Origin of the sequence: Streptococcus criceti HS-6, from assembly GCF_000187975.2 — a bacterium.
Taxonomy (GTDB): domain Bacteria; phylum Bacillota; class Bacilli; order Lactobacillales; family Streptococcaceae; genus Streptococcus; species Streptococcus criceti.
Genome location: NZ_AEUV02000002.1, coordinates 1,672,794 through 1,690,394, shown reverse-complemented (window position 1 = coordinate 1,690,394; position 17,601 = coordinate 1,672,794). Strand labels below are relative to the sequence as shown.

The following is a 17,601-nucleotide window of genomic DNA, read 5'->3' as shown; positions in this document are numbered from 1 at the left end:
TAATCAATTTTACACGGCTAGCCGGTAAATTTCTACTCCAGTCATTATCATACTTAGTAACTTAAGAGTGCTAGAGTAAAAAATCCTTTCTCAATAGGTGCTAGCCACTTGCTTGGTAATTTTCCACTGACCATTTACTTTTTCAAAATACATTTTGGTTTGCAAGCGCCAGATCGAAGGCCCTATGCCCCAAACCCGCGCTTTGACACGGCTTTGCCCGATGAGACTGGCGCTGTTTTCCCCGACAGTCACCTCCTTGATGGCATCCTCCTGCCAGGAGTAGTAGGCCATCTCCCCTGAAGCGATCTGGTCCAGCCATTCGCTCACCGGCTGATGATAACCTGTCGTGTGAATTAATAAGGTATCTGGCTTCAGCAGTTTTTCAAGCGTGTTAATATCCTTGGTCACCATAGCTTGATTGATTTGGCGGTAAAGATTTTTCAAGATTTCATCATCTGTCACAAGCATTACCTCCTTTTGGTTGATGAATTCAGTATAAAACCTTATAATCAAATTATCCAATACTTATTTTCGATTATTTATAAAATTATTTTATAAGAAAAAGAAAGGAACTAAACACAGGCTGTGTGTGAAGTGAGTTAAAAGTTATTTATCCCTGAGATGCAAGTATCTTCGGTTAGCTTTCTATCTTAGCCACGTTCGCTTAATAGCCTATTTTAATTATGAATACCAAACAAATAACCTATCTGATTGAAACGGCTAAGACCCTGAATTTGAGCCGTGCCGCTGAAAATCTCTACATTTCTCAGCCATCCCTATCTTACCAAATCAAAGTTATTGAGGAAGAAGTTGGCTTTGCAATTTTTGATCGTATTGGAAAAAGCATTCGTCTGACGCCTGCTGGAGAAGAATTGGTTGTGTCGCTGCAGCGCATTTTGCAGGAGCTGCAGTTTGCCATTGAGCAGGCACAAAATATGGGGGAGCGTTACAAGGATTCGATTAAAATTGGATTTTCAACCCGAACGTCCCTCTATTATCTGCCTGAGGCTATCAAAATCTTTGAAGAAAAACAACCATCGGTGCAGATTGTGCCAGAGATTCAGTCACCCGATGATTTCGTCAGTTCCTTCATGCGCAGAGAGCTGGACATGATTTTGCTGCTAAGGGAAGAGGCTGAAAAGTTAGCTGGCGTCAGCCTTCATCCACTTTTTATAAGTCACATCTATCTCTTGTGCCAAAATTCAGATCTGCTCGCTCAGAAAGAAATCATCACAGCTGATGACTTGGCCCACCGTACTTTGCTGGTAAACGGAGGTTCATCGTCAAAACTTCGCCAAGTCCAGCAGCGCGTCTTATCAAGTGTTCCTATTCATTACTATAACAGTCCGACGCATGATTTTACTCTGATCCAAGTCGCAAGTGGCAAAGCCATTTGCCTCTCGCCAGGTTTCCTCAATGATTACTCGGGACAGTTTGCTTGGGTACCATTTGATTGTCCAGAGCAGTTTGACTTTGTCTTAGTGACACATGAGGATAATCGTATCACTAGTGTCAAGGTCCTGATTGACATCTTACAAGATTTATACGATGGGGCGAGAGATCGTTTTTAAGTATTTTAAAGTATCAAAACTTTGCATCGTTTTGAATGCTCCTCAATGATTCATCAGATATAAAAAGGATTTCCTTGAAATTTAGCTAGAAGTCACTTAGAGATAGTGATCATCCCTTTTGAGATTTAATTTTCCACCAGATAAGAAGGGGAGCAGCCTGAGAGTCGTGTTATAAAATCTAACATAAAAATCGAAAAAAATTAAAAAAATTACACAAAAGTCTTGACAAAATATTCTGAAAATTTGTATAATAGCACACGTAATTAGATTTACGAATTAATCGTATTGGAGGATTTATAATTATGACAACAGGTAAGCAGTACGTTGACGGTGTCTTTGAAAAGGTGAAAAAGCAAAATAGCCATGAGCCGGAATTCCTGCAAGCAGTAGAAGAGGTTTTCCAATCTTTGGTGCCTGTCTTTGATAAGTATCCTAAGTATATTGAAGAAAATCTTTTGGAACGTTTGGTTGAACCTGAACGTATCGTGTCTTTCCGTGTCCCATGGGTTGATGACCAAGGAAAGGTTCAAGTAAACCGTGGTTTCCGCGTGCAATTCTCGTCTGCCATTGGTCCTTATAAAGGCGGCCTGCGTTTCCACCCATCGGTGAACCAATCCATTATCAAGTTCCTCGGATTTGAACAAATCTTTAAAAATTCGTTAACTGGTCAGCCTATCGGAGGCGGTAAAGGGGGATCAAATTTTGATCCTAAAGGTAAGTCTGACAATGAAATCATGCGCTTCTGTCAAAGCTTCATGACTGAATTGAGCAAACACATCGGTGCAGATACTGATGTTCCTGCCGGTGATATCGGTGTTGGTGGACGTGAAATTGGCTACCTCTACGGTCAATACAAGCGCCTTCGCAATGAATATACTGGCGTTCTTACTGGTAAAGGCCTGCAATGGGGTGGATCACTCGCTCGTACAGAAGCAACTGGTTATGGAGCTGTTTACTTTGCTGAACAAATGCTCAAGGATCGCGGTGAAACCTTCAAGGGTAAAACAGCTCTTGTCTCAGGTGCCGGTAATGTTGCTATTTACGCCTGTGAAAAATTGGAAGCTCTCGGTGCTAAGGCTGTGACTGTTTCTGATTCGTCAGGTTTCGTCTATGATCCGGATGGTATTGATGTTACTCTCTTGAAAGAAATCAAGGAAGTTAAGCGTGAACGTATCGTCAAATACGCTGATGCTCGTCCAAATGCCACGTTCACACCAGCTGGTGGTGACAAGACTGTTTGGTCTATAAAAGCGGATTTGGCCTTCCCATGTGCTACTCAAAATGAATTGAGTGAGACAGACGCTGAAACGCTTGTGAAGAATGGTGTTATCGCCGTTTCTGAAGGGGCAAATATGCCGTCAACGCTTGGCGCTATTGATGTCTTCCTTAAAGCAGGTGTAGCCTTTGGCCCTGCTAAGGCTGCCAATGCTGGTGGTGTTGCTGTATCAGCACTTGAAATGGCACAAAATAGCCAACGGACATCATGGTCATTTGAAGAAGTTGACTCTAAACTCTATGACATCATGAAAGGTATCTACGAAAATTCAGCAGCAGCAGCTAAAGAATTCGGTCATGAAGGCAATCTCGTTGTTGGTGCTAATATCGCTGGCTTCCTCAAAGTCGCTGAAGCAATGTCTGCTCAAGGGATTGTTTAGTCCAACACGTATGGCAAAGATCTTACTGTGATCTAATGCACGATCGATATTTTTCAATAGATTAGGCTCGGAATATCTTTTTCCGAGCCTTTTTCTTGCTCAAGTTCATGTATTGTATTTTAAAGGGAAGCTAAAATTCGGGTACAAAGGATACTAAGAAAACGAGCAGAAAATTAGGTCATTTGGCAAGGGATAGCAAGTCCTGAGAAAGCTTATCAATTTTCACAGAAACATAGACAGGTGCAAACTAGGCCATTGAGTGATCCAAAGGTTGAGGAAATCTTTAGAGGTCTGTGTGTTATTTAAGGAACTTAACGTAATAGAGTTACTAAAGACTCAGGAAAAGTGAGTTACAGTGGTCAATTGGCAGTACCTATCACTTTGTGATAGCGTCCAACCTTAATCAACTTTGCAGAGGGGCTACTACGAAATTGGCTTTTCGAGCATCAATTTTTCTGTACTTCCCTTTAAATTTACAGCATCGTAGGCGAATTGCATGGCAGTGCCTATCGTTTCGATGTTCAAAGACTATTATTATCTTAATGTGTCCTGATAGTTACTCTAAAACATGATGGTTAGGAACTCTGATTTTTGTAATAACCATCAGGCGTTTATGGTATAATTCTTTTAGTAGTTATACATATTCAACTTTATGCAAGAAAAGGATAAGGGGAAACTATGACCTTGTATGCGCTGACTGCAGTTGTTGTCATTTGGTTTATCATTTCGTTTAAAATAGATCGGCGAAAGTTATCAAATGCCTTCTTGTTTTTATTTTCATTAGGCTTGTTATTTCTCAGTTTTGCTTATTTTGCCTACGAACGCCAGTGGGAAACGATTCATGGCCTTTTTATCTTGTTTGTATATGGCTTTATCCCAGTCAGTTTGATGATATTTGCGACTTACATGATTATCAATGGTATCCTTATTTTGAGAAAAGAGCGCAAAAGCCTAGCCAATAGTTTGTCTATCTTCTTTGGAATAGGGATTTTATTTTATTTAGCGATGACGATCTTATATGTGCGCTATTGGTTTAGGCTCTATGTTCAAAATAGTATGCAGGGCTATATTGCTCAATATAGTTATATTATCCTTAGTTTCTTCTTTATTGTTTTTCTCTTTATCTTTTTTGCTTTCTTAGCTTACTCCATTTTGTATTTGACTTTACCTAAGAATAAAGATTACGATTATATCATTATTCATGGGTCGGGCTTGATAGAGGGGTATAAGATTCCTCCATTATTGGCTTCAAGGATAGATAAAGCAATAGAGGCCTATCGTGCAGCGACCAAGGACGATGTTCGCATCATTGCCAGCGGGGGAAAAGGACGTGATGAAATAATTTCTGAGGCGAGAGCAATTGCTGATTATCTAATAGCGAAAGGGATTAAAGAAGACCGTATCATATTAGAAGAGCAATCGACTTCAACTTATGAAAATTTAAAATTTTCGCAAGAACTTACAAGAGGGCAAAAGGAAAATCCTAAATACCTCTTTGTCAGTAATAACTACCATGTCTTTCGTGCGACCCTGTACGCTAGACGGCTCCACATGGATGGTGAGGGGGTTGGAGCTAAAACGGCCGGTTACTATATTCCCAGCGCCTTTTTGCGAGAATACCTTGCCATTTTGAATAAGATAAAGGGAATATTGATTGTGATTTCGGTAGTTTTTCTCCTGTTAGTCTACTTTTCATTAAAATAAGAGTTTGTGATGACCATTACAATAGGTATCGTTGAAGATGTTTAGATTTGGTCAATCTTGTCCAAGGCCACTTAATAAGATATGACTTTGAAATAGTTCTCTATGAGGATTTTAGGTCTATTGACCAATTTATTGATGCCCAGCAGCATGACCTTATTTTGCTGGATATTATATTCCTTATTATGGTGGTTTTTACTGGTGCTCTGAAATTAGGAACAATACTACAGTCCCAACTATCTTTATATCTGCCGGAACAAAAGAATACGACCAGATAAGAGCGTTATAAATGGTAGTGATGACTATATTACCAATCCATTTTCCTAGAGCTTACTGTTGACAAAGGTCAATTCGAATCTGAGAAAGAGCCTACGGTAATATACTAATAAAGAAACTGGAGAGATCTTAAAAAAATAGATTGAAGAGAAAAGTCCGTTTTGGGCACATTTCTTCGATCTATTTTCTTTTTAAAGACTCTAGATGAAAACTCCTATAAGCATTGGTGGTATCAATACTTATAGGAGCACAAGGAGTCCAGAGATTTTTGCGATAAATAAGAGACTAAGAGGGATGATAGCTGCGTCATCAGAAATTCTGTCTGACTTTCCAAAATACTGTCCCTTTACCATCTGATATGGTTAATGAAGCAAGAGAGATAATCGTTAACGAAATGGGACAAAGTCCTTCACTGTTTTTGGCTTTGTTTTTCCTTTTCCTTTTCTTCTTTTTTAGTAATACCATGACGGCTTGGTTCATCTTTTCTCATATAGTCTAATTTAAAAGTATGAGCTTGGGCGATAGACTTTTCTATGGCATTTTCAAATTTATCCTTATCTTTTGCAGGATAGTAGACATTAGCAGTGACAATATTGTAGCCTACTTTAAAGAGATAGATAGCCTCAATAACATCACCGTCAGCATAAGACATCGTTTGCTGGTAGATATAGACAGTTCGGTCGCGAAGTGTTAGAGAATCATAAGTAATAGTTCCATGCGTAAGATTAAGGGCATTCCCAACATTGTCTAAATTTCTGTTAAATTGTATATCCTCTTGCCTCTCTAATTCATGGGTAAAATCGTACTGGGACTTATCTATTTTCGCAAACCGCTTAGCATCCTTTGAAGCAGCATAATCTCCTGCAGTCTTATATTGTCCGCCAGAGGCTGCAATTTCAAAAAAGACGAAGGCGCCCGAATTGTCTTCGCTATTGAGGATCAGGCCGTATTTACCGCCAAAATCAATAGGGGCCTGTCGATCTTTATAAGTTTGTTGCCATTGCTTAGGGATCGGGACAGCAATATCAGTGCCTGGAAGCCAAGACTCATTGCCCCTTAGTTCTTGCGGTTTGGTCTTTTGATAGGTATCAGCCCAGTCAATCAGGGAGCTTTGTTGCTGCTCCTTAGTTAAGGTTCCTGTAGAAGAATTCATGGCCTTGCGATAATCCTTTTCTTTAAAGATAAAGAAGAGGGGATCTTGATATTTTCGCACGGCGGCCATATAGTCAATTTCTGCTTCAGTATAAGGCGCGTGCTTATTAATGAGAGCACTGTAGTAGTCTGACGTATTGTCTTCACGCCAGGAGACTAAGACTCCATAGCCCACCGTAGATAGCAGAGCTATCAACGATATCCCTAAAATCCCTAGAATAAAACGCCCAATTTTGGATTTAAAAATTTTTTTCATAATAGCTTCCTCGCTAAATGTCATTCGATTATATAGTTGGGAGAGCATCAGTAATGTGACAGGAGTGAATATTTCCGTCAGTTACGGCTAAGTAAGGGAGCAGCTATCCAGGCCTCTGACAGACTGAAATGATTCAATAATTTTTAAATGATGAGGATGGAAAGAGTTCTCCAGCTCATCTTATTTTTTAAAAAGAAAGCGCTTGCTTACCTTGAGTATACCATAAAATATTTTAAAATAGTGATTAAATTTAGAAATGTGGTCCTTATAACCTTTCCAAACCTTTTGTTGCTGCCTGCACTTCATTGTCTTGGCCCTTCCTTGCTTTTCTGCGAGTATTAGTAGTGGCTAGCAGCCGTATAACGAATAAGTAGGAGTGATTTTCTCTAGTTAGTTTTAAGATGAGCGGGTTCCTGTTTCCGACTGTCATTACAGTAAAAAAACAGCGGCAAAAGAATAACGATTGCATCTTGGATGAGATTTTTGCACCCTATCTCAAAATAGATTTTATGGTCTGAAATTTTGCTATAATGATCGCAAAGGAGAAAAGCAGTGAAGTTACGATTAGAACAAATTTCTGAAGGGGACGAAGAAGTAATCGTGCGTTACCGTCAGATGACTCCGACTGTTCAGGCAATCAGCGATTTGCTGGCAGCAGAACAGGAGAAAATTCTCGGCAGAAACGATCAGGGTGAACGCTATCTCCTACTGGATGATATATTGTATATTGAAAGTGTCGATAGCAGGACCTTTGCCTACACGGATAGGGGGATTTATCAGATTACTGCAAGCCTGAGTCAGCTGGCAGAGCGCTACCGCAGGCATGGCTTTTTTCGCTGTGCCAAGGCTATGGTAGTCAATATCTACAAGATTCACTCCTTCCAAAGTCAGGCTTATGGGCGGATTGAAGCCACTCTGGACAATGGTGAACGTGTCCTTATTTCACGTAAATACGCCAATAAACTCAGACAGGTCTTACAGGAGGGAATTAAAGATGAAGACTAAGTGGTGGGAACGTTTCTTAAGTCAGGAAATTGCCAATGAATATAAGGCAGCCATCTATTGCTTTTGTGTTTATTTTTTCTATGCTGTTTGCCAGCTTTTGCAGGGAAGAACAACAGCTAATATCTATTATTTAATTGAAATGGTTATTGCGGCTTATGTTATCACTCAGGTTCAGGTTTTCCTGTTTAAAAATTTTGATGAAGCCGATAGATTAGCGAGAAGAGAGTTATTAGGCTTAATTGTTTGTTCCTGCCTCTATGGCCTTGTTGGACAATGGCTGAGCTGGTTTGATGGTAATCTTCTAGCAGCTGCTTGCTTTGTCCTCTATATGATGCTGGAATACTTGACTATTTTTATTGCCAACAAAATCAAGCGTAACATTGACAGCAAGAAGCTAAATAGATTGTTGAATGATTATAAGAATCAAAGAAAGTGATAAGTGGAATATTATGTCAGAGATAAAATTAATGAAATTAAATAATGACGAGATGTATTACAGTGATACTGGGGAAGGTATCGCCCTAGTTTTTTTACATGGTCTTGGCTGCGATGGACGAATGTTTTTACAGCAAATTCTAGCTTTTCAGCATCAATATAGAGTAATTTGCCCTGATTTATTGGGAAACGGAAAATCCTCTATTTTAAAAGTCCCTGTTAAGCAAGTGATTGAAAAGCAGGCTGCTGCTGTGATTGCTTTACTGGATGAACTTAACATTAAAGAGGCAGTATTTTGTGGAACGTCATATGGTGGGATTGTCTGTCAGCATATTGCAGTCAACTATCCAAATTATGTTAAGGGATTGGTTTTAACTGATACATTTTCTGATACGACTATTCATAACATCAGGGAGTTTCTTAATAAAATGGCTATAAGTGCTAGTTTATGGCTCTATTATTGTCGCGGTCTTCTTAAATGGTCGGTAAAATCACAGTATAAAGGATTTCCAGAAGCACAAAGTTATATGGAGACCATTATGGGAAACCTACGCAGTCGGGAAGTGGTTTTACAGCGCAGGGCTATTAACCAAATTAATTATACTGAGAAGATTGGTCAGTTAAAAATACCTATCTTGTTGTTGGTGGGGGGCCGTTATAATCTTTTGATCGACTATATGAAGAGAATTCATCAAGTTATGCCATCCAGCCAAATTAAAGTTATTGAAGATTCCTTTGATCCGTCTAATATGCTCAAGCCTGATAAGTATAATCAACTGTTATTGGAATTCTTAAACACTTCTATCTAAGGAAAGGAAGTAATCACATGGAAACTGTTATTGATATCAAGCATTTGCGCAAATACTATGGCAGGCATATGGGTGCAGAAGATGTGACCTTGTCTGTTAAAAAGGGAGAAATCTTCGGTTTTTTAGGTTCCAATGGTGCTGGAAAGTCAACGACTATTCGCTGTCTGCTGGGATTGATCCAAGCAAGCAGCGGTCAGATGATGCTCTTTGACGGTAAATATGGGACTTTAGTAAAAAATCTCAAACATATCGGCTATATGCCATCAGAAGCTATGTTTTATCCGAATATGAAGGTTAAAGATGTCATTGCTTTTGCGGCTAAATCTAGAAAAAAGACTGTTCGCAAGAAGCGGAAGAATTCTTAAAGTGGATAGGCTTGCTAATCTGACACGCAGCCAAACTAAGCATGTGACAGTCTGGAAGGATAATCATCAAGAGAACTTTAGGTTTACAGGCTCCAGCAGCGAACTGTTAGAACGTTTGACAGACATGCAGTCAGATGATTTTCTGGTTGAAGAACCGCCGCTGGAAGACCTCTTTTTGCAGTATTATGAGGAAGCAGCTTAATGACTTTATTCACACATGAACTAAGACAAAGTTTTAAAACTCTTCTAGTTTGGGCTTTTACAGTTGGAGTTATTTGTTGGGCTTGTATTCTGCTCTATAAGAGTGTTGAAGATCAGTTAGCAACCAAGGCAGAAATTTTCAGCAATATGGGAAGCATGACTCGGGCTTTTGGGATGGATGAACTTAGCATTGCCAGTCTGGATGGTTACTTTGGGACTCAAATCACGATGATATTTGGACTTGGAGTAGGGATGTTTGCGGCTATGCAGGGAGCGGCCAGCCTGTCTAAGGAAGAGGAAGGGCATACCAGCGAATTTCTGCATACACTTCCTTATGGACGCTTGAATATCTTGGTTTGGAAATATCTCAGTCTGCTCTGTATGCTACTGATCTTCAATCTGATAGTTGTAGGATTGGAGGCTTTGGGGATCTGGCAGGTTAATTTGGATTTTTCTTTCGATTTATTTCTACGCTACCATGCTCAGGCCTTGTTGATGCAGGTTGAAATCGTCAGCCTTGCTTTCTTGGTTTCTGCTGTCAGCCGTAAAAAGCAAATCGGCCTCTCGCTTGGGTTGGTTTTACTGCTTTATGTCATGGATGTAATGGGCCGTATTGTTTCGAATATTGAAGATCTTAACTATCTAACGCCCTACCATTTCGCTAGTGGTGCAGATGTTTTCAGTCAGGAAAAATTGGAGCCAGCCTATCACGGCGTCGCTTTTATTCTTATTGCAGTTAGTATCATACTAGGTACTAGGGGCTGTGATTTACCAGAAAAAGGACTTGAGCGACTAAGCAAACGGTTCATAAGTAGGTTTGAAAATAAGCAGGACCTTTAACTCTGGGAAAATACTTATTTAATATAATAGGGCAAAAATTTAGAGAAATAAATTCTAGTTTGTAAAAACGGATAAAATTAAGGCTGTGTGTGAGGGTGATGGAATGAAAATAATTTGTATTGGAGATAGCTTGACTTTTGGAAATGTTGGATATTCATACATTTATTTTTTGGGTAAAAAATCTCATCGCAAATACATCAATAAGGGAAAGAACGGGGATACGGTAAGGGGAGCATATAACAGATTGAAAAATTTGATTGACAAACCGAAATATAAATCAGAAATATACATTCTTGGGATTGGAACAAATGATATTTTTTTACCATATTTGAGGTCGGTCTCTTGGTTTTGGTTTTTACAGATGAGTTTGCGTTGTAAGATAAAGAAGTGCATTGAAGATGACAATATATTTTATGAGGAATATGATAAAGTTTTGAAATTTCTCTGTGAAAAAAATAAAAAAGTTATCATTTTTGGAATACCATTTATCAATTTGAAAAATTTTCCGAATGAACACTTAATGAACAGAAATAAAATCATAAGAGAATTGGCTGAAAAACATAATTGTCCATTTGTTGATATTTACAAACTTCAAAGAGAAAATATAGATGAGGACAATCGTGTATATACTTGGAAATACAGATTTTTAGTTAGAATTTTAGATACATTGATAATGACCTTATTTCCTTTTACCAAAGATTATTTTGCAAAAATGAGAGGTTTAACGACAACTGTTGACGGAGCACATTTCAACTCTAAATCGGCAAAAGTCTTAGCTGAGGAAATAGAAAAACATATAATGTTCAAATAGAAATAATTAACAAATTTGAATTTGTAAGGAGATAATAATGCTTGGAAAAAAATATGAAACACCATTAGGAGTGATTCATTATTGGATAAATGATTTTGATAAAACTAAAAAAACGGCCCTTATATTTTTACCCGGATTGACTGCTGACCATAGATTATTTGAGAAGCAGATAAATTATTTCAATGATAAGTTCAGACTATTGGTTTGGGATGCTCCGGGTCATGCTTCATCCTATCCTTTTAAACTCGATTTTGACTTGTTTGATAAGGCAAAATGGTTAGATGAAATATTGATAAAAGAGGGGATTGAAAAACCTGTTTTAATCGGTCAGTCAATGGGAGGCTATTTAGGTCAGGTTTATGCGGAGCTGTTCCCGGATAAGCTTAAGGGACTTGTTATGATTGATACCCCGCCTCTTCAAAGAAAATACTATACAGCTATAGAATTATGGCTATTAAAAATAGTGGAGCCGATTTATAAAATATATCCTTGGAAAGCTCTTTTAAAAGCAGGACCAAAAGGCGCTTCGACAACTGAATATGGAAGAAAATTGATGCTTGACATGATGATGGTTTACGATGGAGATCAGAAAAGATATTCTCATCTTTCAGGACATGGCTATAAAATGATAGCAAAAGCAGTAGAAAAAGATTTGCCCTATGAAATAAAATGTCCGCATATGATAATATGCGGGGAAGAGGATCGGGCAGGCTCTTGTATACGATGTTTAAAGAAATATGAGAAATGTACTAATAAACCTGTTGAATGGATTGATCATGCTGGGCATAATTCCAATACCGATCAAGCGGAAATTGTAAATAAGTTGATTGGTGAGTTTATAGATAAATATGTTATATAAGGCCTTGTTTGTTCATTTCAAATTGGTATGTCTTCGAAAACTTGTCCTATTTGTAGAACATGCCTTTTAAAGACTACACCACGCCAAGTGTTCTTGTCGCAGATAAGAGCTGACAAGTTTTAATAAGGCCACTACAATAGAAAAGGGGCTTTTCAATTTTTAAAGCGAACTTACGATGCGTGTTGATGGAGCAATTCTTTTAATTAAGTAAATTTCTCTATAAATCATTAGTGACAGCTGTCTTATTGCTTTGCATTTTGGTATAAAACGGATTGTAAAGTGTAAAAACCGAACATTATATTTTAATATAGTTATCTTTTTGGACAAAATCAATATATTATTATAATATAATCGCGGAAAGGTAAGAATTTACCTAGCGATGCTCTGATAACAGTGCTAGTTTTCAGAGTTATAGGAAGGTCATCATATTAATGCCAGAGGCTGAAGATGACTTTTCTGATACACAGAAAATCCTCTATCAGTGTTCATGGCTGAAAGAGGATTTTTTATGCTTAATGATTTCCCAGTTTTTGATTATGAAGACATTCAGCTGATTCCCAATAAGTGTACTATTGATAGCCGGTCGGAGGTTGATACAGCAGTAACTTTAGGTCGTTATAGTTTTAAATTACCGGTCGTTCCCGCGAATATGCAAACAATTATTGATGCAGACGTTGCTGAATTGTTAGCTAAAGAAGGGTATTTCTATATTATGCATCGTTTTGATGAAGCGTCACGTAAATCTTTTATCGCACGCATGCATGAGCAAGGCCTCATCGCCTCAATATCAATTGGGGTTAAGGATTCTGAATATGATTTCGTGACAAGTTTGAAAGATAATGTCCCTGAGTTCATTACTATTGATATCGCTCACGGTCATGCTGACAGTGTGATTAGGATGATTCGGCACATCAAGACTGAATTACCGGATACGTTTGTTATCGCAGGGAATGTTGGTACTCCTGAAGCTGTGCGTGAATTGGAAAATGCTGGTGCCGATGCTACTAAAGTTGGTATTGGTCCTGGAAAGGTCTGTATTACAAAAGTTAAAACGGGATTTGGAACAGGTGGCTGGCAGTTGGCCGCCCTTCGTTGGTGCGCAAAAGCTGCTCGTAAGCCTATTATAGCTGATGGCGGAATCCGCACGCATGGTGATATCGCTAAGTCAATTCGCTTCGGAGCAACAATGGTTATGATCGGATCGCTGTTTGCCGGTCATATCGAAAGTCCCGGGAAATTGGTAGAAGTGGACGGAGAAACGTTCAAAGAATATTATGGGTCGGCTTCGGAATACCAAAAGGGTGAGCGCAAAAACATTGAGGGTAAGAAAATTCTCCTTCCAACTAAGGGCTATCTCAAAGATACCTTAGCCGAAATGGAACAAGATTTGCAGAGTTCAATTTCTTATGCTGGCGGACGTGATCTTAAAAGTTTGACACGTGTTAATTATGTCGTGGTAAAAAATTCTATTTGGAACGGAGACAGAATATAAGAACACCCAAAATGATAACTAAATGTCACTGATGTTCTTCCATCAGAAAATGAGCAAATACTTTAAAATGATATACTTTGAAGTATAAAACAATTTAAGCCAAAAGTAAGATATAAGGGAAAAACAGGGAGAGAAGTGCATTTTTGACCTTATATCTTAATCGCAGATTAAAAAATTAAGAAAAATTAGAAAATTATTGAAATATAAAATGGTTTATATTACAATGAAAATCCCAACATGGCCATAAATAAATGAAATACGCCTTTGGGGAGAGAGAGGTATCTAATATGAAAATTTCTAAAGCCATACGCTCTAGAAGGAGTTTTAATTGGTATGGACTCTATCAGCGTTTTTCAATTCGTAAATACCATTTTGGTGCAGCATCGGTTTTACTTGGTACTGCATTAATGTTTGGTGTTCAGGCTGACCAAGTGTATGCGGATGGGGCAGTGTCTCCGGCATCAGAGCCGCCTGCTTCAATAGCGGCAATTACTCAGCAGGCAGACACACAAGTATCGCCAACTTTAGATAATACTGTAGCAGCAACTTCGGCAGAAACTGCGAATTCTACCGAAGCAGCTGCACCTCAAACAGAAGTTGCTCGAGCAACTGGGACTCCTGTGACTAATCAGAACGAGGCTACTCCTGTAAGTCCGGCAACAAGTACTGTGGATCTTACACCAACTGCGGCTTCACAAATTAGCACTCCATCAGATGTACAAACTTCTGAATCCTCAACTAGTGCAGTTTCAGCATCTGGTGCTAATTCAGAACTTGGAGGTAATGAAAGATCGGCAGCTAGCCAAATTAATAATCAAACTGTTTCAGCGATGCCATTAGTCTCATCTAACATTATCTCTGAACGGCAATCGCAATCTCCAGAGATGCCATCAGCATTTGCTGCAGCCCTTGAAGATATGAAGCGGCAAGGTTTAGCAACAGATACTCAGGTTAGTGATCTTCGCTCAGCGTATCGTGCAGGCTTGTTAAACGATAAAGAAGTTAACCAAGTGAGCGGCAAACTTGGCAGTACTCCAGTGACATCAGCAAGCCCAGTTACAGTATTTATGGCAGAAGGAACTGGTGAAACCCCGCCAATTTATGCACCGCACCTGCATACAAAAGATATTGCACTTCAAGTTACAAATTCAAATACAGCTAACAAACTAATTCGTGCGGTTTACCTTCATAACTATAACCGAAATCCTGATGGAAGCTATACCATTGAGTATCAAATTTACTTGCGTGGGAACATGATTACGGATCCGTATGCAGCTGTTATGGTAAGTACAGATGATAATACAACTGTTGGTTCCTACTATTCCTGGACCGATACAGGTTCTACAGGTTTACATTATCCAAGTGGCACAGATGCTTATACAAGTACTGATGGTGATCGCAAGTATACGAATTCCCCAGTATTAGTTTCTGATGTGATTTCATCCACAACCAACCCAAATGCTTCGATTACTAACCCAACTGGTGTTGGTTTCCGGGTTCTTGTCAATACAACATCGCTTACTGGAACAGGGTTAACCATCAATGTGGCACAAGGTAAAACTGAACAAGCAGCACGCGATATGGCAGCAGGGGGAGTAGCAGACGATGCGGCGGCTAAGGACTCTGTAAACCTTTGGTTGCAAGATTATTCAATGGATCAAGGGCCAACTATCCAACCGGCCATCTATTTCTTACCGATAGGTTTGACCTTGACTAAAGATTCAAATGTTCGTGCAATCGTCGATGGAAATCCCAAGGCAACGGGCAGCGTAACAATTGACCAAATATATAGCCGGGCGGTTGCGTTTGGTGGAAATAACATTGTTAACCAAGTCAATGGAACGTTGCAATCTCAATTAGGCGGAAGTGCTGATGTTACCTTCGATCCTGCAACTGGTATTATAACTGGTACTGTTGGCGGATTACTAGCTGGTGGACGTGAAGGTGCAATGGTTAATGGGGTAACTGTTGTCGCTACCGACAGTACAGGTACAGCGATGTCAGACGATAACAATGCGGTTAACTTTGCTCACGTAGTGGTTAAAGGCTTGTCTGGTGTGAAGAATGAAGGCGAAACCTTCACAGAAGATGAATTAAAGAAGCTGATTCGCTTCCGTACGTGGATGGGAACTAGTTATGGTGAAGAACCGCTTGATTACTTGATGAAGAATGGGAATGTATTCTCTAACCGCAATTTCTATAAAGCTGAAAATAGTACTCTTGTTGCGATCAAACCATTCCACGACTTTGTTCAGAAGATGGAAATCCTGACACCGATTGCTAGCACAGGAACAAATAATACTGCAACTATCCGAGTGACTTACGGAAATACTATGACCGGTGATGTTCTTGGTAGCATGGACTATACTGTTAATTACGGATATTCTGTAGCTCCGAGTGTTACACCAATTAATCCAGTTGTAGCGGTTAACCCAGGTGTTACTTATAGTCCAGCTGCAAACGTGACAATTGCTGATCAGGATAATTCTGGTTATCGCTCACAAACAGTTGAAGTTACTGATGCTAGTGGATCCGTAGTTTACGCTGGGGAACTCGGTGACTTTACCGCACCGACGACAGAAGGTACTTATACGGTTAAAGTTTCAGTAACTGATAATTCGGCAACTCAATATAATGGTAAAACCGAAGACATTGGTTATGATGAAGCAACGCCTAAAACAGTTAAACTTCTTGATAAAGATATTCATGACTTGTCAGCATCTGGTACTTACCAACTTATCGTCGCTAAACAAAAAGCGAACATTAAGTTTGTGAATGATACGGAGCCAACAGTTGCTATGACTACTGTTTCAGAGTCTGGTAATAACGGATATGCGATTCCAACGGTCGATTATAAGACAACGTTGAATGATTACCTCAAAGCTGGTTACTCTGTTAAGAGTGATAACTTTACAGGTGGTAAAACGTTTGATACTGACTTCGATACTGATCAAGAATTTACAGTTGTTCTCAAGGAACGTATCGAACCATTCGATCCAGCAAATCCACCAGTTCCAGGGCAACCAGTTGATCCAAATGATCCTAACAGCCCAAGATGGCCAGATAATGTTAAGGACCAAAAAGGTACTGAAACAGTTACACGTATCATCCGTTACGTCTACGCAGCAGATGGTTCACAAGCATCTGCCCCAGTGTCAGAAACCTTGACCTTCACACGTCAAGCTAAGGTTAACTTAGTAACTGGTGAAGTGGCATTTGGCGAATGGACAGCAACCGATACAACCTTTGATGTTGTTGTCTCCCCAGTTATAAATAGCTACATCACAGACCGTAAAGAAGTTCCAGCTAAGACAGGTGTTCAGGCTACGGATGCCGATTCTGAAGAAATTGTTAAGTACACGAAACTTGGTCACTACGTCCCAAATATTCCAGTGCTAAATTTCCCAGACAATCCTTATCCGAATGATCCGACAGATCCAACTAAGCCAAAGCAGCCAGTTGATCCAGATTACCCAGTGATTCCGCATAATCCTGGTTACACACCAATTGATCCAAACACCAACACGCCGTTGACTCCGGTGGACCCTAACGAGCCAAGTAAGGGTTATATTCCACCAATCCCAGAGGATCCAACGGAAGATACCCCGATCAATTACGAAGCAGATACTCAAAAAGCCATTATCAACTTCGTAACCGAAACAGGCCGTCAACTATCACAATTAACGGAAGCTGGCAAGTCAGAAGAAGCTATTCCATCAGCGAACTATACTGCCGCACTTGCGGGCTACCTCAAAACAGGTTACGCTCTTGTTAGCGATGACTTCGGTGGCCATCAAGTATTTGACAAAAATCAGCTGGTAGACCAAACCTTTACAGTTGTTCTTAAGGAACGTATCGAACCATTCGATCCAGCAAATCCACCAGTACCAGATCAGCCCGTAAATCCAAACGATCCTAACAGTCCAAAGTGGCCAAGTACGGTTGAAAATCAACAAGGTACTGAAGCAGTTACACGTACCATCCGTTACGTCTATGCAGCAGATGGGTCACAAGCATCTGCCCCAGTATCAGAAACCTTGACCTTCACACGTCAAGCTAAGGTTAACTTAGTAACTGGTGAAGTGGCATTTGGCGAATGGATGGCAACCGATACAACCTTTGATGCTGTTGTCTCCCCAGTTATAAATAGCTACATCACAGACCGTAAATAAG

Annotated in this window: 12 protein-coding genes and 2 pseudogenes; 12 read left to right on the top strand and 2 right to left on the bottom strand. The window is 39.6% G+C overall.

Annotated elements, in window-relative coordinates:
* Positions 1–90: 90 nt before the first annotated feature.
* Positions 91–468 (bottom strand): nuclear transport factor 2 family protein, encoded by a 378-nt coding sequence (locus STRCR_RS07915; RefSeq protein ID WP_040804588.1) that lies wholly within the window; start codon positions 466–468, stop codon positions 91–93.
* 215 nt (positions 469–683) lie between these two features.
* Here STRCR_RS07915 and STRCR_RS07910 point away from each other — a divergent pair, with 215 nt between their 5' ends.
* The 3 genes from STRCR_RS07910 to STRCR_RS07900 all read left to right on the top strand — a co-directional run bounded on the left by STRCR_RS07910 (position 684) and on the right by STRCR_RS07900 (position 4,930).
* A complete protein-coding gene (locus STRCR_RS07910; RefSeq protein WP_004229735.1) occupies positions 684–1,571 on the top strand; it encodes a LysR family transcriptional regulator in 888 nt (295 codons plus the stop codon).
* A gap of 302 nt (positions 1,572–1,873) precedes the next feature.
* On the top strand, positions 1,874–3,226 hold the full coding sequence (gene gdhA / locus STRCR_RS07905; protein WP_004228397.1) for an NADP-specific glutamate dehydrogenase: 1,353 nt from the start codon (positions 1,874–1,876) through the stop codon (positions 3,224–3,226).
* Positions 3,227–3,904: 678 nt separating this feature from the next.
* Positions 3,905–4,930 carry a YdcF family protein gene (locus STRCR_RS07900; RefSeq protein ID WP_004226757.1) on the top strand — a complete coding sequence of 342 codons (1,026 nt, stop codon included), beginning with the start codon at positions 3,905–3,907 and terminating at the stop codon, positions 4,928–4,930.
* 682 nt (positions 4,931–5,612) lie between these two features.
* Here STRCR_RS07900 and STRCR_RS07890 read toward each other — a convergent pair.
* The gene (locus tag STRCR_RS07890; RefSeq protein ID WP_004229162.1) at positions 5,613–6,611 is read right to left on the bottom strand and encodes a hypothetical protein; all 999 of its coding nucleotides are present in this window, start codon (positions 6,609–6,611) and stop codon (positions 5,613–5,615) included.
* Between the two features lie 552 nt (positions 6,612–7,163).
* On the opposite strand from STRCR_RS07890, the gene STRCR_RS07885 reads away from it, so the two are divergent.
* The 9 genes and pseudogenes from STRCR_RS07885 (at position 7,164) to STRCR_RS07845 (ending at position 17,600) form a co-directional block, all read left to right on the top strand.
* On the top strand, positions 7,164–7,616 hold the full coding sequence (locus tag STRCR_RS07885; RefSeq protein ID WP_004226637.1) for a LytTR family DNA-binding domain-containing protein: 453 nt from the start codon (positions 7,164–7,166) through the stop codon (positions 7,614–7,616).
* Entirely contained in the window at positions 7,606–8,052 is a 447-nt protein-coding gene (locus tag STRCR_RS07880; protein ID WP_004228261.1) for a DUF3021 family protein, read from the top strand. The genes STRCR_RS07885 and STRCR_RS07880 overlap by 11 nt, the downstream gene beginning before the upstream one ends.
* Entirely contained in the window at positions 8,027–8,860 is an 834-nt protein-coding gene (locus tag STRCR_RS07875; RefSeq protein ID WP_234944262.1) for an alpha/beta fold hydrolase, read from the top strand. The genes STRCR_RS07880 and STRCR_RS07875 overlap by 26 nt, the downstream gene beginning before the upstream one ends.
* Positions 8,861–8,877: 17 nt before the next feature.
* Positions 8,878–9,427, top strand: a pseudogene (locus STRCR_RS07870) (ATP-binding cassette domain-containing protein).
* Positions 9,427–10,222, top strand: a pseudogene (locus tag STRCR_RS07865) (ABC transporter permease subunit). The pseudogenes STRCR_RS07870 and STRCR_RS07865 overlap by 1 nt, the downstream one beginning before the upstream one ends.
* A 147-nt stretch (positions 10,223–10,369) precedes the next feature.
* The gene (locus STRCR_RS07860) at positions 10,370–11,077 is read left to right on the top strand and encodes an SGNH/GDSL hydrolase family protein (RefSeq protein ID WP_004228339.1); all 708 of its coding nucleotides are present in this window, start codon (positions 10,370–10,372) and stop codon (positions 11,075–11,077) included.
* A gap of 37 nt (positions 11,078–11,114) precedes the next feature.
* Positions 11,115–11,936, top strand: a complete 822-nt coding sequence (locus tag STRCR_RS07855) for an alpha/beta fold hydrolase (RefSeq protein WP_004225512.1) — start codon at positions 11,115–11,117, stop codon at positions 11,934–11,936.
* Between the two features lie 508 nt (positions 11,937–12,444).
* Positions 12,445–13,428, top strand: coding sequence for a GMP reductase (gene guaC, locus STRCR_RS07850; protein WP_004228958.1), 984 nt, complete (start codon positions 12,445–12,447; stop codon positions 13,426–13,428).
* Between the two features lie 287 nt (positions 13,429–13,715).
* Positions 13,716–17,600 carry a mucin-binding protein gene (locus STRCR_RS07845; RefSeq protein ID WP_040804585.1) on the top strand — a complete coding sequence of 1,295 codons (3,885 nt, stop codon included), beginning with the start codon at positions 13,716–13,718 and terminating at the stop codon, positions 17,598–17,600.
* Position 17,601 lies beyond the last annotated feature (1 nt).